Here is a 22,966-nt window from a genome sequence, read left to right as displayed (position 1 = left end):
TTTCAGAGCGGCGCGGTTGCTGTTGTGAGCCATTCAGCCTGTTTGCCATCAAGATGGCCGATAAGCTTATCACGCACTCGGTCATGATAGGCATTGAGCCAATCAAGCTCTTCCTGCGTGAGAAGTGATTTATCGATCAGGCGCCGGTCGATCGGGCAGAAGGTAAGCGTTTCAAAGCTCATCATCGGCAACTCGCCGCCTGCTGGCACTTCCGCTTCCTTGACGATGATCAGGTTTTCAATGCGGATGCCGTAAGCACCCGGCTTGTAATAGCCCGGTTCGTTGGAAAGGATCATGCCGGGCAAAAGTTCCTGCACGCCTTTTTTGGAAATGCTCTGCGGGCCTTCATGGACCGAAAGATAGCTGCCGACGCCATGGCCGGTGCCATGTGCATAGTCGAAACCTTGTTTCCACAGCGCGATGCGTGCCAGCACATCGATGTCCTGTCCACGTGTGCCTTTTGGGAAGCGTGCGGTGGTGATGGCGATCATACCCTTCAGCACGAGTGTGAAAGAGCGAACCGTTTCCGGCGTAATTTTACCGACGGCAACTGTACGTGTGATATCTGTCGTGCCATCGCGATATTGAGCGCCGGAATCGATCAGGTAAAGCTCCCCGTCGTTGAGCTTACGATTGGTATCGGTGTTGACGCGGTAGTGGATGATCGCGCCGTCTGGACCTGCGCCGGAAATTGAATCAAACGAGATGTCTTCGAGCGGCATCTGGAAATCGCGACCAGCCTTGTCACGGCTCTCCTCCAGCTTTTGCGCAGCTAAGATTTCATCTACCGTTCCGGGCTTTTGAACGTCGAGCCAGGACAGGAAATTGACCATAGCCACGCCGTCACGTTCATGTGCTGCGCGTGAGCCGTCAAGCTCTGCCTTGTTTTTGATGGCGCGGGGCAGGCGGGCGGGGTCTTTGCCATGAATGACGTGACCACCAGCAGCTTCCACCGCAAGACGAAGCTTTTCGGCAGCGAGTGCCGGATCGAGCAGAATGGTTTCACCTCTTGCCGCACGCGCGCTCAAATGGCCTTCAAGTTTGGCTGGTTCACACAGTTTGGAGAGCTGTGTGAGATAGGCGCGTGGTTCAATGGCAAGCTTACGCTCGTCAATGAAGAGTTCCGGTTCACCCTCTGCGGGAATGATTGCAAAACTCAATGGCAGCGGCGTGTTGGAGACGTCCTTGCCGCGAATGTTAAACACCCAGGCAACCGATGAAGGGTCGGTCAGAACGGTTGCGCTTGCGCCCGCTACTGCCACTGCCTTTTGCATTTCCTTGATCTTGTCTTCAGCCTCGTGGCCCGAGAAACGGGCAGGCTGAATAGTGACCGGCGCAAGAGGTGCTTCTGGCTGATCGTCCCATACGAGATCAACAAGATTATGTGCAACCGGCACCAGCTTGCCGCCCTGATTTTCAAGAGCTTCTCGCAATGCGTTGGCTTCGGAAATCGTGTGCAGCCATGGATCGAAGCCAATCGTCAGGCCCTTGCCGTTCTCTGCAAGCCAGCTCGCAGGCGGATTGGTGACAAGGCTTTCATAAGAAAACACGTTGCCATCGGTTTGATTTCGGACCTGCAATTCATATCGGCCATCGATGAAAATATAGGCCTGCTTCTTTAGGATAAGGGCTGCACCAGCCGATCCCGTAAAGCCTGTGAGCCAGCCGAGGCGCTGGGCACGCGGCGGCACATATTCACCCTGATGCTCATCGGCACGCGGGACGAGAAAGCCGTCCAGCCCCTGTTCGGCAAGCTTCTCGCGCAGCAAAGCTACCCGAGATGCGCCATTGGCCGGATCGGTGGTTACATCAAAAGTCTGAAAAGCCATGAGCGTAACTCGCAATGAATAAGGAAAACCGCGTTATTTCAGATGAATTGTGACCCAGCCTTCGCGGTGCAGCGTTTTGATATGCGTCAAACCCTGCGCCTGATAGGCGGCAAGCACCATGTCATGCTGGCTGTCGAGAATACCGGACAAGATGATCGAGCCGCTTGAAGCCAGATGCGATTTGAGCGCAGGTGCGAGTTCCATCAGTGGATTGGCGAGAATATTGGCGACGATCAGATCAAACGGCGTATAGGAACGGAAGATAGGATGGTCAAAGCCTTCGGCAGTCGCTGTGATGACATGCTCACTCACGCCGTTGAGAACGGTATTTTCAGCGGCAACAGTGACAGCAATCGGGTCGATATCGGTGGCTAGGACTGGAATCGGTGCAAGCTTGGCAATGGCGATTGCCAGAACTGCGGAGCCGGTGCCGAGATCGAGCGCGTTGGTTGGATGTTCGCGCTCAACCACTTCCTCGATCATTTCAAGGCAGCCGGACGTAGTGCCATGATGGCCGGTGCCGAAAGCAAGGCCCGCATCGATCAAAATCGGAATGTCGTCAGCTTGAAGCTTGTCGCTATCATGCGAGCCATGCACGAAGAAACGTCCGGCTCGAACTGGCTTCAGGACTGAAAGCGAGTGCGTGACCCAGTCAATATCTGGCAGTTCCTCTGTTTCAAACTTGCCTGCACCCACCAGCGCGTCTATGCGCGCTGCAAGTTCCTCGGCTCCATCTTCGGTATAGACGGAAACTTCGAAAATCTGACGGTCTTCATCGATTTCGGTAATCGCAATCGGGAAGGCTTCATCCTCGAATGCTTGTTCGATGATGTCATAGATTCGTTCGGCTTCCGTCTTGTCAGCCGAAAAGAAGAGTCGTGATTGGGGCATGGATAATAAGCTCTCAAATCGAATTGGAAGCTTTGTTTACCCGTTTGCGCGACCTTTGGCCAGATTCTTCAACTTTTCCAGAGCAGTATCTGGGTTCTCCTGGTAGGCGATTGTTCCGCGGAAGCGACCGCCCTTATCGAGAAGGAAAACAGAAGCCGTGTGGTCGACTGTGTACTCGCCGTCTTCAGTTGGAACTTTCTTGGCATAGATGTGATAGGACTTTACCACGTCAGCTACACTTTCAGGTGTGCCGGTGACGCCAATAATGCGGTCGGATACGTTGCTGACATAGGTTTTCATGATGTCCTGCGTATCGCGCTCAGGATCAACTGAAATGAAATAAGCTTTAATATCATCAGCTTCAGGGCCAAGCTGTTTCAGATAACCGTCCAGTTCATAAAGCGTGGTCGGGCAAACATCAGGACAATGGGTGAAGCCGAAGAAGACAAGGGAAGGGGTTTCGCGCAGGTCTTTCTCGGTAAATGGTTTCCCATCCATCGACACCAGATTGAACGAACCGCCGAATGGCTGGTCAGCTGAATTGCGGTCACGGATCAGATTAAAGCCAGCAGCACCGACAATCACGATGATGAAAGCGAAGATGAAGATGGGCAGGAATTTTTTCATGTCCAGTCAGCCTTGAATTTTGTTTTGTATTTATCGCAAATAAGCACGCTATTCTGAATTTACATCGATCTGCGACAGGAAAGCGCTTATATGCAAGCGCTGACGAACTGCCGCAGGCGATGTTGGAACTGCAATGTCAGTCTAGCAGAGTGCAAAGATTTCAGAAAGTTTTGAAATGACGCAGGGTGAAGACCTTCGTTTCCAGAATAGCGAACCGCGCATTCATTCGACCGCGCAGCTCAAATCCAGCAGGCTGGGCCGGTATGTCGACATTGGTGAGCGTGTAATCTTGCGTGAAGTCACGGTGGGCGACTTCACCTATTTTGAGCGTAATGGCGAAGGCATTTATGCTGAGATCGGCAAGTTCTGCTCTATTGCTGCTAATGTGCGGATAAACGCGCTTGAGCATCCGATGGAACGGTTGACGACCCATAAGGTGAGCTACCGGCCCAATGAATATTTCCGCTATTTAGGTGTGGATGGCGAGTTTCGCGCGCGACGTCAGGCAAAGCGTGTCACCATCGGTAATGATGTATGGATCGGTCATGGCGCGGTGATTACACCGGGTGTGACCATCGGCCATGGCGCGGTGATCGGTGCCAATGCGGTGGTGACGAAAGACGTAGCGCCATATCATGTCGTGGGCGGCGTTCCGGCGCGGATCATTCGCAAGCGCTTTGACGACAAAATCATTGAAAGACTGCTCGCACTCAACTGGTGGGACTGGCCAATGGAAAAGCTTTATGAAGCTGTTCCCGACATCCAGACGCTTGAAATCGAAGCCTTTCTGGAAAAATGGGGTGTTTAGGCATCCCAATCTTGCAAAGCCCGATTTGCTTCTCCATTTTTCCATCAAAGTTGCTGGAGATTTTCTATGTCCAATTTGAATAAGCTCGCCGCATTGCTTGTTGCCCCAATGTTGCTGGTCGGCGCATCGGCTGCCGTATCGGCTGAGGAAGTCGGTCAAGTCGGTGTGGACTGGCTGGGCAATGATATTGTGGTTGATGCTGTGCAGGACCCGAAGGTGCAGGGCGTTACCTGTTATTTGGCTTCGTTTTCTCGCGGCATGATTGACCGGTTGCAAAAAGGCAACTGGTTCGAAAACCCGTCCAACGCTTCGATTTCCTGTGAGCAGTCTGGTCCGATTACCATTGGCGACATCAAGCTTGGCAAAGGCGGAGAGCGGGTCTTCTCAGAACGCACAAGCCTGATCTGGAAGAAGCTGGTCATCACGCGCATTTATGACCAGAAGAACAATACGCTGCTCTATCTTGCTCATGCGACACAGGTTCAGGATGGTTCAGCCAAGACATCGCTGTCGACCGTTCCACTCTTTAAAGGCGATGTGACGTGGGAGAAAGGAAAGCCGGAATAATTTCCGGCTTATTTAGTTTTCATAATCTATGCGCGCTGGACGAAGCTGTCGAGAACGCGCTTTTGTCCGGCCTTATCGAAGTCGATGGTCAGCTTGTTTCCATCGATCGTCGCGATTGTTCCATTGCCAAACTTGATATGGAACACGCGGTCGCCGACGAAGAAGTCTGATGGTTTGTCAGCAACCGACTTTGCAACCAGTTCACCGTCAATCGTGCGCCCCTTGATGGAACCACGACCAGCACCAAAGCCTGAATCCGTTTCGCCATAGCCAATGCGTTCAACATTGGCACCGGAGCGTGAGCCCCAATTGTTGCGAGTGGCATCCGAGCGGTTCTGCTGCGCGCGCTGCCAGCCGGGCGTCGAATAGGAGTTCTGGAAAGGATCAGCCTTGTCGAAGCGCGATTGTCCATAGCCACTATTACCGTAACCGCCGTAATTGCCTTCCATCTCCGCTACTTCGACATGCGTTTCAGGAAGTTCTTCCAGAAAGCGAGACGGAATGGTCGACTGCCACATGCCATGAATGCGGCGATTGGAAACGAACCAGATATGCAGGTTCTTTTTGGCGCGCGTCACGCCGACATAGGCGAGGCGGCGTTCTTCTTCCAGACCAGAGCGTCCGCCTTCATCGAGCGCACGCTGATGCGGAAACAGGCCTTCTTCCCAGCCGGGCAGGAAGACGGTTTCAAATTCCAGGCCCTTTGCGGAATGGAGCGTCATGATGTTGACGGCATCCATATCCTCGTTCTTCTCGGCATCCATGACGAGCGCAACATGCTCAAGGAAGCCGCGCAGGCTCTCATACTCCTCCATGGAACGGATAAGTTCCTTGAGGTTTTCTAGTCGGCCCGGCGCTTCTGCCGATTTGTCATTCTGCCACATGGCTGTGTAGCCAGACTCGTCGAGAATGGTTTCGGCGAGTTCTGTGTGTGGGGTATTGTCGAGAAGTGACTGCCAGCGGCGGAAATTATCGACCACTTCACGCAGTGCCGAACGCGGCTTTGGCTTCAGCTCTTCGGTTTCAACCAGATCGCAGGCCGCAGCAAACATCGAAATATCGCGTGCGCGGGCATAATCATGAACCTGACGAATGGCCGCTTCACCAAGCCCACGCTTCGGCGTGTTGATGATGCGCTCAAGTGCCAGATCGTCGGCCGGTTGCGCAACAACGCGCATATAGGCCATGGCATCCCGAATTTCGAGGCGTTCATAGAAGCGCGGACCACCGATGACCCGGTAATTGAGGCCGAGCGTCACGAAGCGATCTTCGAACTCACGCATCTGGAAGGATGCACGCACGAGGATCGCCATATTGTTGAGCAGATGGCCCTGACGCTGCGCCTGTTCAATCGCTTCTCCAACGGCACGGGCTTCTTCTTCTGAATCCCATGCGGCGTGGATTTTGACTTTTGGATCATCAGGGTTTGGCGCTTCGGTGAAAAGCGTTTTGCCGAGACGACCTTCATTATGTGCAATCAGATGCGCTGCAGTACCGAGAATATGCGCCGTCGAGCGATAATTGCGCTCAAGCTTGATGACGACTGCGCCCGGAAAATCCTTCTCAAAGCGGAGGATGTTATCCACTTCTGCGCCGCGCCAGCCATAAATCGACTGATCGTCATCGCCTACGCAACAGAGATTGACTTTGTTTTCGCTCACGCCGAGTTCGCTATGCTCACCGGCTCCGCGGGGGCCTCGCATTGGCTCGGACGCCCTAGCGGGCTGTATCGGCGTGTTTTCTGTGGCGACGGGCGCTGTTGATTTTGATTTAGGCCTCTGAGCCAGAAGACGTAGCCACATATATTGCGCGGTGTTGGTGTCCTGATACTCGTCCACCAGAATGTATCGGAACTTGGCGTGATACTCGCGCAGGATATCCGGATGATTGCGGAAAATGCGGATCGGATGCAGCAGCAGATCACCGAAGTCGCAGGCGTTCAGCGTGCGCAAGCGTTCCTGATAGGCGTGATAAAGTTCACGGCCTTTGCCGTTGCCGAACGAACGTGCATCGCCTTCCGGGATATCGGCAGGACCAAAGGCTTTGTTCTTCCAGCCATCAATCATGTTGGCGAATGTACGGGCAGGCCAGCGCTTGTCATCCAGACCTTCGGCCTGAATAAGCTGCTTGATCAGCCGGATCACATCATCCGTATCCAGAATTGTGAAGTCAGAAGTGAGGTTTACCAGCTCAGCGTGTTTACGCAGCAATTTCACCCCGATGGAGTGGAACGTGCCGAGCCAGGGCATACCTTCAACAGCGCCGCCAACCAGATGGCCGATACGCTCTTTCATTTCGCGCGCGGCTTTGTTGGTAAAGGTCACGGCGAGAATCTGGCTTGGATAGGCGCGGCCGGTTGTTAGGATATGCGCAATACGCGTAGTGAGAACGCGAGTCTTGCCCGTGCCTGCACCTGCGAGAACCAGAACCGGACCTTCTGTGGTCAGAACGGCTTGACGCTGTTCAGGGTTCAGCCCTTGTAGATAATCGGGTTCGCCACGTTGTTGGTTGCGCGCTGCCATGGCGCGTGCGGCAATTGAGCCTGCCGCAGGCGCGCGGTCAGCCGGTACGTCATCGCCGAAAAACGGCATATCGTCGGGGAAATCGGACATTTGCACCGAATGTAGTGATTCTTGGAAGAAAGACCAGTAAATTACTCAAGCTGAGTGACGCGCCGGTCCGTGAAATTGAGGCGGTGCGAAGCAAGGGCTTCCACCAATCCGCGCATTTCCGGCTCGCGGCTCAGCAAATCATCGAGCTCTGTCATCTGGTTCATGGCGATCAGGCGCAGGATGTCGTCACGGATTGTGCCGTCATCACGTCGAGGCAGATGTGCAACCGGCTGGATGAGTTCAAGCTTCGTTCCCTTGAGCCGCGCACGCAGACTTTTTTCGTCTGCATCCAACGTTTCAACGAAGGCATAAAGACCAACGCCCTTGGCGGGCAGCGAATATAGCGCAAGCGCCACGTCTTTCACACGCGGATCAGACTTGAGGGCCGCCATGATGGCTGGGCCTTCATTGTCGATACGGTCGCCCGTGCCTTCACCATCCGACCAGTTGAAAATGCCGCGGGTGATGAAGTTGTAGACTTTTTTGCCGGTCGCGAGCCAGATGCGCGATGGCAGCGAGCGCCGCGCGAGAATACGCTTTTCGGTCGGTGTCATCAGATCGGCAGCAAAGGCGCGTTTCTGCTTGATAAGGTGACGGAAGTCTTCATAGGCCAGCAGGCGATAGAAAGCGCCACGACGACGATGTACGCTTGCCAATTGGAAATCGATGACGGCTGCTTCGCCTTCCGGCGTCATCAGCCAGTTTTGTGGCTTGGCAAGATCGTTATGCGTAACGCCCATGCGGCGCATGTCGCGCAGAATGCGATGCGCTGTGCGATACCATTTGGGATCGGAAGGCCGCGCAAGATGCAGCGGTGTGCCATCCGTCCATGAACGATAGAGGCCGTCGCGATCAGTAAAAAGAAGCTGTGGAACACCTTCGATGCCACGGACTGTTTTCAGTCCGCGGATTTCACGCCGCGCCAAAATCCATGCCAGCGGCTTCGACCACCATGGAGCTGCGCTGACCACGCGGCGAATGATGCGGGTTTCCGGATCGCCTGCAAAATAGCCTGCGCGGGTTTCGGAAAAAACATCGCGCTTGAATACGGCGGTTTCCACAAACTCCGGTATGCGGTCGCCTTTTGCGGGTACATCAATATTCGGTTTCTGAGCCATAAGGCTCCACTAGCGGTTCACGCACGATCAATCAAGTTTGATGGTGCGGGTAAGCGGTTGCATTCATGTGATTGAGGGCGCAAAAGAACTCACACTGAATTTTGGGGAGATAATGCAACATGGCTCAGAGCGACGATATCAAGCAGATTATCCGACAGGAACAGGCGTTGATTTTCACGTCTTTCAACGAAAATGATGCGTTTTCTCTTGGCCATCGCATTCGTGATCTGGCCGTGAAGCAAAAGCTTTCAGTTGCTATCGATATTTCGCTTTGGGATCGCCGTCTGTTCTTTGCATCTACTGCCGGAACGACTGTGGACAACAGCGAATGGCTGCGCCGAAAATTCAATGTCGTGCGCAGGTTTCATGCTTCGAGCTATCGCCTTGTTCTTGAACAGAACCGCGACGACAAGATGTTTGCGGCCCACAAGGCGCTTGATGTTGCCGATTATGCTCTCGCGGGTGGCGGTTTCCCGATCAATGTGGCGGGTGCAGGGGTGATTGGAACAGCAATTGTTTCAGGTCTGCCGCAGCGTGAGGATCACAACTTGGTTGTGCGGGCTATTGCGGAGCATCTCGGCCAAGACCCCGTCGCTCTGGCTTTGCCCGCAGCATAGAGCATAATTCCTTAAACTTGAATCAGTTTAGCGTAAAATTATGCTCTGATTTTAAAGTGTTAGGGCGCCTGGCGCTCTAATTTGAAATACGGAGAATGAACAATGTCGCTTCAGAATGTGGTTGCCCTTCAGCGTAATGAGGAGGGTATTGCTGCCGCAGTTGAAATCCTGAAACAGCGTTTTGGCGAACGCGCCCAGACCGGTCAGGCAATCCGCGAGCAGCATGGCCACACGACGACCTATGTGCCGACGCAGGCCCCTGACATTGTCATTTTTGCACATAATACGCAGGACGTGCAGGAAGTCGTCCGCATCTGTGCTGAGCATAAGGTTCCGGTGATTGCCTTTGGTGCTGGTTCCTCGCTTGAAGGTCAGGTGAATGCGCCTGCGGGTGGTGTTTCGATTGATCTAACACAGATGAACCGCGTTCTGGCTGTTCATGCGGAAGACCTGGATTGCGTTATTGAACCGGGGATCACACGTCGCGAACTCAACGAGTATCTGCGCGATACCGGGCTTTTCTTCCCGATTGATCCGGGTGCGAACGCAACACTCGGCGGTATGGCCTCGACGCGTGCTTCCGGCACCAATGCGGTGCGCTATGGCACCATGCGCGAAAACGTGCTGGCGCTCAAAGCTGTTATGCCGGATGGCCGTCTTATCGAAACGTCCAAGCGCGTGAAAAAGACAGCCGCTGGCTATGATCTGACACGCCTGTTGATCGGTTCGGAAGGAACGCTCGGTATCATCACCGAACTTACCTTGAAGCTCCAAGGTATCCCGCAAGCTGTTTCAGGCGGGATTTGCCCGTTTCCTGATGTTGAATCGGCTTGCCGCGCGGTGATTGAAACCATCCAGATGGGTATTCCGGTTGCGCGCATTGAGCTGGTCAACAAGCTTCAGATGGAAGCTCTGATCCTGCATTCCAAACTGCCCTATGAGGCCCAGCCATATCTGTTTGTCGAGTTCCACGGCACGGAAACCGGCGTCGCCGAACAGGCCGAAATCTTTGGCGAGATTGCCGCTGAAAATGGTGGCGGAGAATTCCGCTGGACCAATGATCCAGAAGAACGCGACCGGCTCTGGCGTGCACGGCATGATGCCTATCTTGCGTCCTTCCTTCTGCGCACGGGCGCCAAGGGCGTCTCAACTGACGTCTGCGTGCCGATTTCGCGGCTTGCCGACTGCATTGCCGAGACAGAAAAAGATTTGGCTGAAAGCGCTCTGATTGCTCCAATCGTTGGCCATGTTGGTGATGGTAATTTCCATCTTCTGCTTCTGCTCGATACCGATGATGCATCGGAGATGGAGCGCGCCGAAGATTTCATGGATCGTCTGGTCCGGCGTGCAATTGCTATGGAAGGTACCTGCACGGGCGAGCACGGCATCGGGCAGGGCAAGATGAAATACCTTCCCATGGAGCTTGGTGAGGCGACTGATTATATGCGGATGATCAAGAAAGCGATCGACCCGGATAACATTATGAACCCCGGGAAAATCCTGATTTCCTGATTCAAATCAGCGTTTTGAATCGTCTTTTTGATAAGGCGATTCAATATCACCCATGAAACAGCCATGAATCGTTTCGGTGAAAGGCAATTTGCCTTGTTATCGCCGGAACGATGCCGTTATGTTGCACCGATAAAGACCGCGTGATTCACCCTTTGTTTCATTCGGCGAGCATTAAGCATTTTATCGGAGCTTCTTTTGGGCCGCATATTCGTCATCGTGGGTGGATTGCTGGTGCTGCTTTTGACTGCAGCGCTCGTCGTGCCGCCATTTGTCGACTGGAGCGGCTATCGGGCCGAGTTCGAACGTGAGGCAAGCCAGATCCTTGGCCGGCCGGTTCACGTGACAGGCGATGTCAGTGCTCGATTGCTGCCGTTTCCTTCGGTGGCTTTCTCCGATGTGCGGGTGGGGGCGGATGCCGAACATCCGGTAATGACTGTCGATACCTTCTCGATGGATGCCGAACTGATGCCGTTTCTGCGCGGCCAGTTGCTGATTTTCGATATGCGCGTGGAGCGTCCGCAGGCAACAATTTCGCTTGATAAGGATGGCAAGGTTGATTGGGCAATTCGCCCGTCAACGCCGCTCGATCCGGCGAAGATCAAAGTTGAACGTCTTTCGATCACAGATGGCAAGGCGACACTGGTCGACAGAGCCAGTGGCCGTTCGCATGAAGCGACAGCGATTAATGCTGTTATGTCGGCCAATAGTCTTGCAGGTCCGTGGAATGCCAACGGTACGCTCAACATCGAAGGGCAAAAGCTCGCGCTCGATCTTAACAGTGGCGAAGCAAAGCCAGATGGTTCATTGCGTCTGCGCGCGCGTATTTCGCCCGAAGCTGTACCTGCATCGTTTGAAACCGACGGTGACATCACGCTTGATGATGGCCGGTTGAATTATGCCGGTAATTTCTCACTGCGCTCTGCTGATGCGATGGCACCTGCTGCCAAAAACCAGAAGGCTCCAATCGAGAAGCCATTCTTCAGCGATCTTCGCGTTAGTGGAAAATTCGATGCAAACAAGAGCCGTTTCGATGCGAGTGAGTTTCGCATGGAGCAGGGGCCTGCCGACAACCCTTATGTTGTGAACGGCAAGGCGCTGATTGATTACGGTGATACGCCGCGCTTTGAGATCAGCGCTGATGGCCAGCAGATTTTCTGGGGTCCGGTCGATACGCAAGAGAGCCAAGCGGAAGTGCAGACCATTCCGATTGCCGATCGAGTCGCGATTGCCCGGCGAATACTGGAGCAATTGCCGATACCCGGTATGCCTGGCAATGTCGATTTGCGTCTGCCTGCGGTAATTGCAGGTGGTACCACAATTCGTTCCGTAACCGTCAGTGCCGAGCCTGATGGCAATGGCTGGAATATCCGCCAGTTCGCAGCCGACCTTCCAGGTCGCACCAAGGTTGAAGCCAAGGGCAGGCTTTCAGTGGGACGCGATTTCGGGTTCGCGGGTGATATGCTTGTAGCCTCACGTCAGCCATCCGGTCTTGCTTCGTGGCTCAATGAAACAGTCGATGAATCGATCCGCAAACTCGATGGCGTCGGTTTTTCAGGCAAAGTCGATCTACGCGACGGAATGCAAAGCATCGATAATCTCGAAATCGGACTTGGCAAAACGACACTCAAGGGCAGTTTCCTGCGTCAGATAGCAGGTTCAGCTGAACCTGCTATCACTTTGCTCCTACAGGGTGGTTCTGTCGATAGCAATGCTTTACGGGCGTTTACTGGCTTTTTCTCGGACGGCCACGGCATGGCCTCGCTTGATGGACAGGCGCTTGATATCGGCTTTAAAGCAGGCCCAGTCCAATATGAGGATATGGAAGCAGGCAGCGTCGATCTTGCTGTACGCGTGCATGGTGGCCGTTTTGATTTTGATCGCTTGATGATCAATGACGTAGCGGGCACAACGCTCACTGCAACGGGAACTTATGAGCCTTTTGCGACTGCGCCATCTGGCTCGCTGGATGCGACCTTGTTGTCTTCCGATCTTTCGCAATTCCTGACTTTGGCTGCGCATCGCCATCCGCAGGTTCCGTTCTTCCGCTCGCTTTCAGCGCGCGCGGATAACTATCCGGGCCTGTTCGAAGACACTGAAATCAACATCATCGCAAATGCCGTTGCACCGCCCAGCAACGTTGCCGCATCGGCAACCGCCGCGAGCAAAAATGCGGGCAAGGATAAAAGCGCGCGCACCAAAGAAGCGAACACAAAGACACCAGCCAAGGGTGGAGAAGCCTCGTTCAGTGTGACTGGTAAAGCGGGCGGGATGAAGCTTGATCTATCCGGAACAACGAGTGGTGGCAGCTCCGACAGTGATCCGATGCAAATGCAGCTTAATGGTACAGCATCGTCGCCGAATGGCGAGACAGTGCTTGCATTGCTGGGAGTTCCATCTTTGCCACTTGGCCTTGCTGGTGAATTGACCGCTGATCTGACGATGCAGGGTGCACCAAGCGCTGGTATGCGTACTCAACTCAAGCTTACCGCGCCTGACGGTAACGCGGTCGCCGATGGTATTCTTTCATTGGTTGGCGGCGATATTGCTGCGAGCGGCAAGGCTCAGTTAAAATCGGCCGATTTGCAGCCCTTCATTGCGACGGCCGGTTACACGCTTCCTGGTTTTGGGGAAGGGCTTTCTGCCGACCTCTCGAGTGATTTTCAGTTCGCAAAAGGTTTGCTGCGCTTCCCAAATTTCGCAGGAAAACTTGGCGGCGATGACATCTCTGCACGCATAGAGGCGAATTTTTCTGACAGTGGTCTGCCGCAGATCAAGGGTGAAGCAAAGCTTGCATCAATTGAGCTGGCGAGCCTTGCTGGGATCATGCTTGGGCAGGATGCGATAGAACCGACAAAAGCGGGTAAAGGGTCTGTGTGGCCGAAAAATACTTTTGCTGTTCGACCGTCATTGCCTTTGCTCATGGACATGAAACTGACCGCAGCGCAGGCGCATATGGATGGATTTGGAACAGTCAGTGATTTTTCCACGCGGCTGCAAAAAAGCATTGATGGGCTCACGCTTGGTGAACTGACTGGAAATTGGGCTGGTGGCTATCTGGTTGGTAACGTTTCGCTGCGCAATAACGACAAGACTGCGCTGTTGGCCTCTGACCTCAAATGGAGTGGCGCAGCACTTCAGGACTTCTACCATCTGCCAGATGGTGGCATCCCGCTTGCCGGGACAGTGAAGGCCGCATTGTCGCTGAACGGTAGCGGCACAAGTGTCGCGGAGCTCGTGTCATCACTTGCGGGCACGGGAAGTGCAGATGTTGAAAACTTCGCCATCAACGGGCTTGATGCTGCTAGTTTCCCTGCGATGTTGACAGCAGCTGATACACTGGCAGATCAGCCTACAGGTGCCACGCAGATTGATGCGAAGCAGTTTGTGGCAATTGCCGATAAAGCAGTTGGCCAAGGGCAGTTTATTGCAGGCATGACCAGATTTGATTTCACCGTCGCCGGTGGCATCGCACGACTTTCGCCATTTAGTTTGAACGCCGGCGATACGGTGCTTTCTGGTGACTTGCAGTTTGATCTTTCCACGCTTGCTTTGGGTGGTACTGGCAGCTTGTCTTTCAAAAACACAGATAATGCGGAAGCTGATGGCGCTGCCAATTTGCGTTATTCAATCGGCGGCACTTATGACGCGCCTTCGGCTCAGTTTGACCGTCAGCCGCTGGTGCAATTCCTCACACAGCGTGCGCTTGAGCGTGAGCAGGAGCGCGTTGAAGCGATGCAGGCAAGCATCGTTGAAAAACAGCAGCTGCGTCGCCAACTTGATTTGCTTACTTCCGATGAACAGGAACGCGAGCGTGTGATGCAGGAAGAGGAGGCGCGCAAAAAAGCTGAAGCCGATGCACGGGCTGAGGCCCAACGCAGGGCTGAGCAAATGCAAAATGATGGCGCTACCATACCTGTGCCAAGTGGCGGCGGAGCACCTCTCAATGGCCAGAATGGCCAGTCGCTTAATGATTTCCTGAAGAGTCTAGAGCCTTCGCCAGATACGCAGCCCAGCCCACAAACTCAGCCTTAAATTAGGTTAATTTGTTACTGGCAGTTTGGCTTTAAGCCATTCAAGCGCATGAAGACGCAAAGCTGATGAAAGATTTATCATTCGGTCGCGTTGACTGTCGATTTCCGCGATGAGAGCGGCAACGGCCATCTCACGTTCTTGAGCTATCTCTTCTATGATTTCATAGAAAGGGTCCTCCAGCGTGTAGCTGGTGGCATGTCCACGAATGCTGACGGAATGCTTGCGAAGCCGGGCAGAGACACTCACTCTCCATCATCCGGTTTCTTGCTCGGCTCCAGCCGATTGAGGGAGAGGAATTTTTCAGCTTTTCGCGTTTCTTCTCGCGCGAATTCTTTCTCGGCTTTCGTGCGTCCATGAAGAATACGGTTCTGCTCGGCCTGCTGTTCTTTCGACTGGCGAGCCTTCTGTTTCTTGAACTGGCGCAGATTGACGATATCGCTCATGAAAGCCTGTTATTCGATTAGTGGGTTAGGTTTGTAACCGCCCCTGTTATTTTCTTGGCGTTCTGGGGTTTGTAAACCACCAGATGGCCAATGACAGCACAACAAGCATAAGCAAGCCGAACGTCATTTGCCAGAGCGGAAAATTCGGCTCATCCTTTGCAACGAATACCGCAGCAATAAGCCCGCTGAGCCACAAGACTGCCTGTGCAATTAAACGCAGCATAAAACCACCATCCAAATCGTTGCCAAAATTTGTATAATTATCGCCTAATTGTCCGTATGCCTTGATTAAAGTCAATTGGGCAAAAAATCTGGCTTATGGGAAGGTCGCTTTTGAGCGCGCAAATGAAAACGCCAGAGAGGAAAACCTGCTCTGGCACTGATCTCATAAAGAAGGTTTAAGCTTACTTCTTGCGGAAAGAATCAAGCGAAACGACATCCGCAGATGGCTTGGATTCTGCATCATCGCCTTCTGACGCTTCGTTTTCCTTGGCGACTGCATCTTCCTTTTCCGCAGCAGTTTTGCGCGGTTTTGACTTCGGCTTTTTGGCCGGGGTCTCTTCAGAAGAAATCAGCTCAATCGAAGAAATATTACTGCCTTCGTCATTGTCACTGGTCGGCTGGACGACGGACACGTCGAATTCCAGCTCGAAGTTCACGGAAGGATCGTAAAAACCGCGGATAGCCGAGAACGGAACTGTGAGCTTTTCAGGGACATCCCCGAAGGACAGACCGATCTCAAAAAGCTGGTCTGTCACTACCATGTCCCAGAACTGGTGCTGTAACACGATCGTCATCTGCTCAGGGTATTTTTCCTTGAGGCGCGATGAAATACGCACACCAGGCGCTCCGGTCAGGAACGTGATGAAGAAGTGGTGGTTTCCAGGCAAGCCAGTTGACGCGACCTCCGCAAGAACCTTGCGAATGACGCCGCGGAGGGCTTCCTGAGCCAAAATATCGTAACGGATCAAATCCTGTACCATGATTTGCTTATCCCACGGATTCGCGGGTTGATGTCAAGTTTGTTCTCAATTGAATTGAAAATTATATCGTGAAAAAGCTCAACTCCCACGAGGGTGGGACTGTAAAAGCAATCAAGGTGCGAATGTGAGGGGGGAGGAAGACCTAAGCGCGTTTGCCAAATGCCATCAGAAACGTCCGGACACCATTGATCGAGCTTTTCTCGATAATGCTATCATCCACACTTTGACCTGTCAGGAGGTGGTAGTGAATGTCAGCATTGATAAGTGCCAGATAATGGCGAGCGGCGAGGTCCGGATCCTCAATCTGCAAATCGCCTGCAAGCGCAAGGCGAGCCAGATGAGCGGCAATTGCTGGCACGGCTTGTGCAGGGCCGCGATTACTGCAAATATCGCTTTTCAACGGCAGAGCATCTTCGTCGGATTGAAAAAGTTTGCGAAGGAAAACAGTAGAAGAGTCATAAACGCAGCTACGACTCATCCTAATGGAAAATGAGATCAGAGCCTTTTCCAGATTTTCGCCCGACTGCGGAAAAGTGGCTAAAACAGCAAAAAGGCTAGCAGTCATCCGGTCAAAGGCATCATCAACGACAGCAGCAAGTAGTGCTTCCTTGTCGCGATAATGATTATAGATCGTCTGACGGGATACTCCGGCTTCGCTGGCAATGAGATCTATGCTCGCACCTTGAAACCCATCGCGGTAAAAGACGCGGGCTGCAGCGCAAAGAATGAAGTCGCGCTTCATGCATTGCCCCGGTTTCACTGCCGCAGAATTCATCCCTTTCGAAAGGGTGGCACGTCTGTCCGGCAGAACGGCTATATCGAGCATGTCAGTAGGTTTCATATTCATAACATAAGACGACTTGACGGTTTGGACAATAGTGTCTAATTTTACACTCGTGTCAAAACGGTTTTGACATCTCGTCCATTATGCGGATTGCTACACTGTTTTTAAAGGCTGCGATATCCGGTTGGGGGCCGGTTTGTCACAGATGTAATTGAAAATATTCAGCAATAACATGTGGATAGATATCCGGTTGCGATATTTCGACCCTGACCTGCCATCCTCCCAAGCGATGACCTGGGGCCGAAATCGTAACGGGCGACTCACGAAACATTGATGAAAGTGCTCCCCCCATGAGTTCAGGCACCCGTTTAGGATCCTCATCTGGCTCTGCTACTTCCGGTCTCGTGCGCAACGCAATTATTCTGGGTCTTTTGTCAGCAATAGGCCCGTTTGCAATTGATATGTATCTGCCAGCATTGCCGACGATTGCGACTGATCTGCGCGCCGAAACCGGTGCAGTACAGATGAGCCTTTTGGCATTTTTTATCGCTTTGGCGATTGCACAGCTATTTTGTGGCCCGTTGTCTGACATGGTGGGGCGCAAGGTGCCTCTTTATGGCGGACTTATTTTGTTTGCGATCGGCAGCGTCGGGTCGGCTTTGGCGACCAATATTGATGTCCTTGTGATGTTCCGCTTCCTTCAGGGTCTTGGAGCTGCTGCCGGTACGGTGATCCCGCGTGCTGTGGTGCGTGATCTCCATACAGGCGTGGATGCTGCACGATTAATGTCGCTGCTCATGCTTGTGTTCTCGATTTCACCGATCCTCGCGCCTTTGAGCGGCTCGGTGCTTATCGATTTCTTTGGTTGGCGCGGCGTGTTCTGGGCGGTGCTTGTCGCAGCTCTTATCGGCATCGTGCTGGTTGCAACAGCTCTGAAAGAAACGAGAGGGGCCGAAGCTCGTCTTGAAAGTAATCTCAGCAGCGCATTGCGCGGCTATGGACGCCTGCTCAAAGATCGTTACTTCATGGGACTGGCTGCCATTGGTGGGTTCGGTATCGCTTCTTTCTTTGTCTATCTGGCTAACTCGTCGTTCATTTTGATCGACCATTACGGCCTGACCAGAAGCCAATATGCTGTGGCATTCTCGGTGAACGCGGTCTCGTTCTTTAGTGTGTCGCAGCTCAATGGTGTTTTGGGTGCCCGTTTTGGGTTGCGCCGCGTGATGCGCGTGGCGGTATCGGGATTTGCAGCTGTTATGCTTGCGATGTTCGCTGCCGTGCTAATGGGTCATCATTCGCTTTGGCTAATCGCCAGCTTCCTGTTTGTCGGTTACGGCTTCCTTGGTCTGGTTATCCCTACAACTGCAGTGCTTGCACTGGAAGACCATGGTGAAATTGCGGGAACTGCCTCAGCACTTTTGGGAACACTGCACTTTGTGATTGGCGGTATCGCAATTGGTATCACAGGTGCTTTCTTCGATGGTTCGGCACTGCCGATGATAGGCGGAATCGCCGCCTGTGCCGTGACGGCTTTCCTGCTTGCGCTGATTGTTTTCTCGCGCAAGACAGAGCCGGATACAGAAGCAGCAATAGTCTAAAACAGAACGGCTTCAGATTTTCTGGAGCAGTTTGCATTTAAGTCGCTGTAATTTTGTAGAGAAGTGGAGGCTTCTGTTGCCAGGTGCCTCCGAACCCCGCCTTAAGGTGCTAACCCTAAGGGCTTTAGAGTGGGTTTCCCGCACCGCCATTAGGCAGCGAGAGCGTAACCCTGAGCTTTGTTGTCATTTGCAACTACTCAATTGACCCGATAACGGTGGTATCATGCCGAGCAAAAGAGCGATCTTTACACCCTTGTCGATCCTATTTCGCCCCCGCCGCAGCGCAACTCGCTATTAATGCTTCTTGCGTTGTGGTGGAGGCGCCGGGTACCGCCCCCGGGTCCAATAGGTTTATTACATCGTCCATTTATCACCATAGTCAGCTTGCGCTGACACGCCGTATATAGGCGTCCTTCCCTTCGATTGGAAGGGGGTAGTTATGATTTAACAGGTTGTTCGCCGATCTTGCTCTTCGCTTTTAGCGTTCATTTTTATTGACAGTCAGCGCAGGCTGGTCAATCCTCACTCCACTACCGGTGCATGCTGGATAGAAACAGAAATATCCAGCTGTGGCGGAGGTTTAATCGGGGCAGATACCCAATCTAAGGAGAGTGGATATATGAGTGACTATCTCGCGGATGTCCGTCGTTATGATGCTGGCGCTGATGAAGCCGCTGTCGAGAAGATCGTAAAGCATCTCGGCATTGCGCTGCGCAATCGCGATTCCTCTCTAGTTTCAGCAACCGATCCGGAAGAACTCAAGCGCGTGCGCGATAGCTGGGTAGCGAAGAAGCTCGGTGTTGCCGACGCTGCCAAGGCTGAAGAAGTGGTCAACCATGTAGCTGAAGTGATGAAGGGCGACCGCAACAAGCACCGCGTCACCTTCTATTATCTCGTCGCAAAGCAGCTTGGTAAGCTCGGCGACCTCTGATCCATTCACTCCCTTGTGGAGTTTGAAACCTCGGTGCCTCGTCGCGCCGAGGTTTTTCTTTATAGTGGTCCTAAAGCGAATCGGACTCGGAAAGTTTCCCTATGCGTACCTATCTCGACCTTCTCCAGCATGTGCTCGACAATGGCGTTGACCGTGGCGACCGTACCGGAACGGGCACGCGTTCGGTTTTCGGTTATCAGATGCGATTCAATCTGGCCGAAGGGTTTCCGGTTCTGACGACCAAAAAGCTGCATCTGCGCTCAATCATCCATGAGCTGCTGTGGTTTCTCAAAGGCGATACCAATATTGCCTATCTCAAGGAAAACGGCGTTTCGATCTGGGATGAATGGGCCGATGAGAATGGCGATCTCGGCCCTGTCTATGGCTATCAGTGGCGCTCATGGCCAGCACCGGATGGCCGCCACATTGATCAGATTGCGAATCTTCTCAAGATGTTGCGTGAAAATCCTAATTCACGACGTCTGATCGTATCTGCATGGAATCCGGCGCTGGTTGATGAAATGGCACTGCCGCCATGCCATTGCCTGTTCCAGTTCTACGTGTCTGATGGCAAGCTTTCCTGCCAGCTCTATCAGCGTTCGGCAGATATTTTCCTTGGGGTTCCTTTCAACATCGCATCCTATGCGTTGCTGACGATGATGATTGCGCAGGTTGCGGGCCTTGAGCCGGGAGACTTTGTGCATACTCTTGGTGATGCGCATATCTATTCCAATCATTTCGAGCAGGCGCGTTTACAGCTGACCCGCACGCCAAAAGCATTGCCGACCATGCGGATCAATCCGGATGTCAACGATCTGTTTGCCTTCCAATTCGAAGACTTCGAACTGGTGGGTTACGAAGCTGATCCGACGATCAAAGCTCCGATCGCGGTGTAAGATATGACTGCTCGAAATCCGATTGTATCGATCATTGTGGCTGCCGCGGAAAATGGTGTCATTGGCCGCGACAATGACATGCCTTGGAAACTGTCTACCGATCTCAAGCGCTTTAAGGCACTCACACTTGGTAAGCCGGTGATTATGGGGCGGAAGACATGGGAATCTATTGGCCGGCCTTTGCCGGGGCGCCCAAATATCGTGATAACGAGAGATGCGAATTTTGCAGCCGACGGTGCTCAGATTACAGCTTCGCTCGAAGATGCAATCTATCTCGGCCGCAAGCTTGCAATAGAGCTGGGTGTCGATGAAGTCTGCATTATTGGTGGTGGCAAGATCTATGCGCAGGCGCTACCATTGGCCGATAAGGTGCATCTGACGCGGGTTCTGGCCACGATTGATGGTGACACGTATTTCCCAGAAATCGATTCGGATATCTGGCAGGCAATTTCGAGTGAAGACGTGCCTGCAGGCGAAAAAGACAGTCATCCAACACGCTATATTCAGTACGAACGGCGTGTTGCGTAAATTATAACGCAGGAAATTTGCCGCCTCACGTTGAAAGCGGCCCTCGCGATGCCTATAAAACGGTAACATTAGTTGATGACGGGAGGTGGCGCTTGCTTTCCCGTCTCCCGGACGAGAGGTGAGGATGCCCTGGAGTAATCAGAATGGCGGCGGCGGCCCATGGGGTGGCGGCGGCGATAATAATAACGGCAATAACAATAATAATGGTGGCAACGGTGGCCCATGGGGGCAGGGACCGAAGGGACCGCGCGGTGGCGGACCAAACACACCGCCGGATCTTGAAGACATTCTCCGTAAGGGCCAGGACCGTCTGAAAAAAGTTTTTCCAGGTGGCAGTGGCGGCAAGGGCGGCAGCAATCGCGGCGTATTTTTCCTCATCGGCGCAGCGGTGTTGGGTTTCTGGCTTTTTCAGTCGGTCTATACTGTTCAGCCTGATGAACTCGCCGTGGAACTTCGCTTTGGTAAACCAAAGGCTGAAGTGTCCGAGCCGGGCCTGCATTTCCATTTCTGGCCGATAGAGACCTATGAAAAGGCTCAGATCGTCGAAAAGCAGATCAATATCGGTGGGCAGGGCTCGCGTAACGCCACGCAGGGCCTGATGCTGACGGGCGATCAGAACATCGTCAATGTTCAGTTCTCGGTGCTTTACCGTGTATCCGATCCGCGTGCATATTTGTTCAATGTCGATAATCCGGACTCGATGGTCCAGCAGGTTTCGGAAAGTGCGATCCGCGAGATCGTCGGCCGCCGACCAGCTCAGGACGTGTTCCGTGATAACCGTGCTGCCATTGCGCAGAGCGTTCGCGACATCGTTCAGGCAACGCTTGATCGCTATAATGCCGGTATTCAGGTCAACGCCGTTTCCATCGAAGATGCAGCGCCGCCGCGTGAAGTGGCCGATGCGTTCGATGAAGTACAGCGTGCTGAACAGGATGAAGACCGCTTCGTAGAAGAGTCCAACCAGTACTCCAACCAGCGTCTCGGTCAGGCGCGCGGTGAAGCGGCACAGCTTCGTGAAGAGGCAGCAGCTTATAAGAACCGTGTTGTCCAGGAAGCTGAAGGTGAAGCGCAGCGTTTCAGCTCGGTGCTTGGCGAATATCAGAAGTCGCCGGAAGTTACCCGTAATCGTCTTTTCCTAGAAACGATGGAACAGGTACTAAAGAGCACGAAAAAAGTCATCGTGGAGCCCGGAAAAGAAGTCGTGCCTTATCTGCCTCTGAATGAACTTATGCGTCAGCAGCCGCGTCCCGGTGCAAACGCAACCACGACCGGCGGAGGTGCACAGTAATGTCTCAGAACAGGCTTCCGATTATTGGCGGTATCATCGCCGTCATCCTTTTCCTGGCATACTCGGCGACGTTCATTGTTAACGAACGTCAGCAGGCAATCGTTCTGCGCTTTGGTCAGATTGTTGCTGTGAAGACTGAACCAGGCATCTATTTCAAAATGCCTTTCGGCTTTCTTGATGCAGATACCGTGCAGTTGATCGATGATCGTCTTCTGCGCTTCGATCTTGACGATATCCGCGTTCAGGTTTCGGGTGGTAAGTTCTACGACGTGGACGCGTTCCTCGTTTATCGTATTACTGATGCCCGCAAGTTCCGCGAGACAGTTTCGGGTAGCACTTTGCTCGCCGAACAGCGCCTGCGTACGCGTCTTGATGCTGCATTGCGTGGCGTTTACGGTCAGCGTGGCTTTGAAGCTGCACTCTCCGAAGAACGCGGCGACATGATGCGTGAAGTGGCAAACCAGATGCGCGCTGACGCGACTTCTCTTGGTCTGACCATTGAAGATGTTCGTATTCGTCGTACGGATCTGACAGCTGAAGTTTCGCAGCAGACCTACGACCGCATGAAGGCAGAACGTCTTGCGGAAGCAGAACGTCTGCGTGCGCGTGGTCGTGAAGCAGCACAGCGTATCCGCGCTATTGCTGATCGTCAGGTTGTGGAAACGCTTGCTGAAGCACATAAGGAATCTGAAATCCTTCGCGGTGAAGGCGAAGCACAGCGCAGTGATATCTTCGCTCAGTCTGCGTCTAAGGACCCTGGCTTCTTTGCCTTCTATCGTTCGATGGCAGCGTATCGCGAAGCTCTCCAGACGCCAGACACAACGCTTGTTCTCTCGCCGGATTCGGAGTTCTTCAAGTTCTTCCGTGATGCTGGTGGGAAACTGACAACGCCGTCTCAGTAA

20 protein-coding genes, 1 other RNA gene and 1 pseudogene are annotated in these 22,966 nt (G+C 53.2%); 11 read left to right on the top strand and 11 right to left on the bottom strand.

Annotation, left to right across the window (positions count from 1 at the left end):
• Positions 1-2: 2 nt before the first annotated feature.
• The 3 genes from KMS41_07010 to KMS41_07000 are packed head-to-tail and all read right to left on the bottom strand — an operon-like array spanning position 3 to position 3,347.
• Positions 3-1,829 (bottom strand): aminopeptidase P family protein, encoded by a 1,827-nt coding sequence (locus KMS41_07010; GenBank protein QWK76867.1) that lies wholly within the window; start codon positions 1,827-1,829, stop codon positions 3-5.
• Between the two features lie 33 nt (positions 1,830-1,862).
• A complete protein-coding gene (locus KMS41_07005; protein QWK76866.1) occupies positions 1,863-2,720 on the bottom strand; it encodes a 50S ribosomal protein L11 methyltransferase in 858 nt (285 codons plus the stop codon).
• 36 nt (positions 2,721-2,756) lie between these two features.
• Positions 2,757-3,347: an SCO family protein gene (locus KMS41_07000; GenBank protein QWK76865.1), complete on the bottom strand. Its 591-nt coding sequence runs from the start codon at positions 3,345-3,347 to the stop codon at positions 2,757-2,759.
• Positions 3,348-3,522: 175 nt separating this feature from the next.
• Here KMS41_07000 and KMS41_06995 point away from each other — a divergent pair, with 175 nt between their 5' ends.
• Complete coding sequence (locus KMS41_06995) at positions 3,523-4,155, top strand: antibiotic acetyltransferase (protein QWK76864.1); 633 nt, start codon at positions 3,523-3,525, stop codon at positions 4,153-4,155.
• A 66-nt stretch (positions 4,156-4,221) separates the two neighbouring features.
• Positions 4,222-4,722, top strand: coding sequence for a CreA family protein (locus KMS41_06990; protein ID QWK76863.1), 501 nt, complete (start codon positions 4,222-4,224; stop codon positions 4,720-4,722).
• Between the two features lie 26 nt (positions 4,723-4,748).
• Here KMS41_06990 and KMS41_06985 read toward each other — a convergent pair whose 3' ends face one another.
• Positions 4,749-7,334 (bottom strand): UvrD-helicase domain-containing protein, encoded by a 2,586-nt coding sequence (locus tag KMS41_06985; protein QWK76862.1) that lies wholly within the window; start codon positions 7,332-7,334, stop codon positions 4,749-4,751.
• A 41-nt stretch (positions 7,335-7,375) separates the two neighbouring features.
• On the bottom strand, positions 7,376-8,452 hold the full coding sequence (locus tag KMS41_06980) for a serine/threonine protein kinase (protein ID QWK76861.1): 1,077 nt from the start codon (positions 8,450-8,452) through the stop codon (positions 7,376-7,378).
• Positions 8,453-8,571: 119 nt separating this feature from the next.
• Here KMS41_06980 and KMS41_06975 point away from each other — a divergent pair, with 119 nt between their 5' ends.
• The 3 genes from KMS41_06975 to KMS41_06965 all read left to right on the top strand — a co-directional run bounded on the left by KMS41_06975 (position 8,572) and on the right by KMS41_06965 (position 14,613).
• Entirely contained in the window at positions 8,572-9,069 is a 498-nt protein-coding gene (locus KMS41_06975) for a heme-degrading domain-containing protein (protein QWK76860.1), read from the top strand.
• Positions 9,070-9,171: 102 nt separating this feature from the next.
• The gene (locus KMS41_06970; protein ID QWK76859.1) at positions 9,172-10,581 is read left to right on the top strand and encodes an FAD-binding protein; all 1,410 of its coding nucleotides are present in this window, start codon (positions 9,172-9,174) and stop codon (positions 10,579-10,581) included.
• 195 nt (positions 10,582-10,776) lie between these two features.
• The gene (locus KMS41_06965; protein QWK76858.1) at positions 10,777-14,613 is read left to right on the top strand and encodes an AsmA family protein; all 3,837 of its coding nucleotides are present in this window, start codon (positions 10,777-10,779) and stop codon (positions 14,611-14,613) included.
• A 6-nt stretch (positions 14,614-14,619) separates the two neighbouring features.
• Here KMS41_06965 and KMS41_06960 read toward each other — a convergent pair whose 3' ends face one another.
• The 5 genes from KMS41_06960 to KMS41_06940 form a co-directional block, all read right to left on the bottom strand.
• On the bottom strand, positions 14,620-14,859 hold the full coding sequence (locus KMS41_06960; protein QWK76857.1) for a ribbon-helix-helix domain-containing protein: 240 nt from the start codon (positions 14,857-14,859) through the stop codon (positions 14,620-14,622).
• A complete protein-coding gene (locus KMS41_06955; GenBank protein ID QWK76856.1) occupies positions 14,856-15,056 on the bottom strand; it encodes a DUF4169 family protein in 201 nt (66 codons plus the stop codon). Before KMS41_06955 ends, KMS41_06960 begins: the two co-directional genes overlap by 4 nt.
• Before the next feature lie 46 nt (positions 15,057-15,102).
• Complete coding sequence (locus tag KMS41_06950) at positions 15,103-15,354, bottom strand: hypothetical protein (GenBank protein QWK78864.1); 252 nt, start codon at positions 15,352-15,354, stop codon at positions 15,103-15,105.
• Between the two features lie 106 nt (positions 15,355-15,460).
• Complete coding sequence (locus KMS41_06945; protein QWK76855.1) at positions 15,461-16,039, bottom strand: SspB family protein; 579 nt, start codon at positions 16,037-16,039, stop codon at positions 15,461-15,463.
• 142 nt (positions 16,040-16,181) lie between these two features.
• Positions 16,182-16,880 carry a TetR/AcrR family transcriptional regulator gene (locus KMS41_06940; GenBank protein ID QWK76854.1) on the bottom strand — a complete coding sequence of 233 codons (699 nt, stop codon included), beginning with the start codon at positions 16,878-16,880 and terminating at the stop codon, positions 16,182-16,184.
• Between the two features lie 293 nt (positions 16,881-17,173).
• On the opposite strand from KMS41_06940, the pseudogene KMS41_06935 reads away from it, so the two are divergent.
• Positions 17,174-18,462: pseudogene (locus tag KMS41_06935) on the top strand (multidrug effflux MFS transporter).
• Between the two features lie 21 nt (positions 18,463-18,483).
• Here the strand turns inward: KMS41_06935 and ssrA are convergent.
• Positions 18,484-18,854, bottom strand: a transfer-messenger RNA (tmRNA) gene (gene ssrA / locus KMS41_06930).
• Positions 18,855-19,040: 186 nt separating this feature from the next.
• Here ssrA and KMS41_06925 point away from each other — a divergent pair.
• The 5 genes from KMS41_06925 to KMS41_06905 all read left to right on the top strand — a co-directional run bounded on the left by KMS41_06925 (position 19,041) and on the right by KMS41_06905 (position 22,966).
• Entirely contained in the window at positions 19,041-19,352 is a 312-nt protein-coding gene (locus KMS41_06925) for a DUF2853 family protein (GenBank protein ID QWK76853.1), read from the top strand.
• A 101-nt stretch (positions 19,353-19,453) separates the two neighbouring features.
• Positions 19,454-20,248 (top strand): thymidylate synthase, encoded by a 795-nt coding sequence (locus KMS41_06920; protein QWK76852.1) that lies wholly within the window; start codon positions 19,454-19,456, stop codon positions 20,246-20,248.
• Between the two features lie 3 nt (positions 20,249-20,251).
• Entirely contained in the window at positions 20,252-20,776 is a 525-nt protein-coding gene (locus tag KMS41_06915; GenBank protein ID QWK76851.1) for a dihydrofolate reductase, read from the top strand.
• A 124-nt stretch (positions 20,777-20,900) separates the two neighbouring features.
• Positions 20,901-22,064, top strand: coding sequence for an FtsH protease activity modulator HflK (gene hflK / locus KMS41_06910; GenBank protein ID QWK76850.1), 1,164 nt, complete (start codon positions 20,901-20,903; stop codon positions 22,062-22,064).
• On the top strand, positions 22,064-22,966 hold the full coding sequence (locus tag KMS41_06905; GenBank protein ID QWK76849.1) for a protease modulator HflC: 903 nt from the start codon (positions 22,064-22,066) through the stop codon (positions 22,964-22,966). Before hflK ends, KMS41_06905 begins: the two co-directional genes overlap by 1 nt.

It is taken from the genome of Ochrobactrum sp. BTU1 (assembly GCA_018798825.1).
GTDB lineage: Bacteria > Pseudomonadota > Alphaproteobacteria > Rhizobiales > Rhizobiaceae > Brucella.
This window is presented reverse-complemented; position numbering and strand designations above follow the sequence as displayed.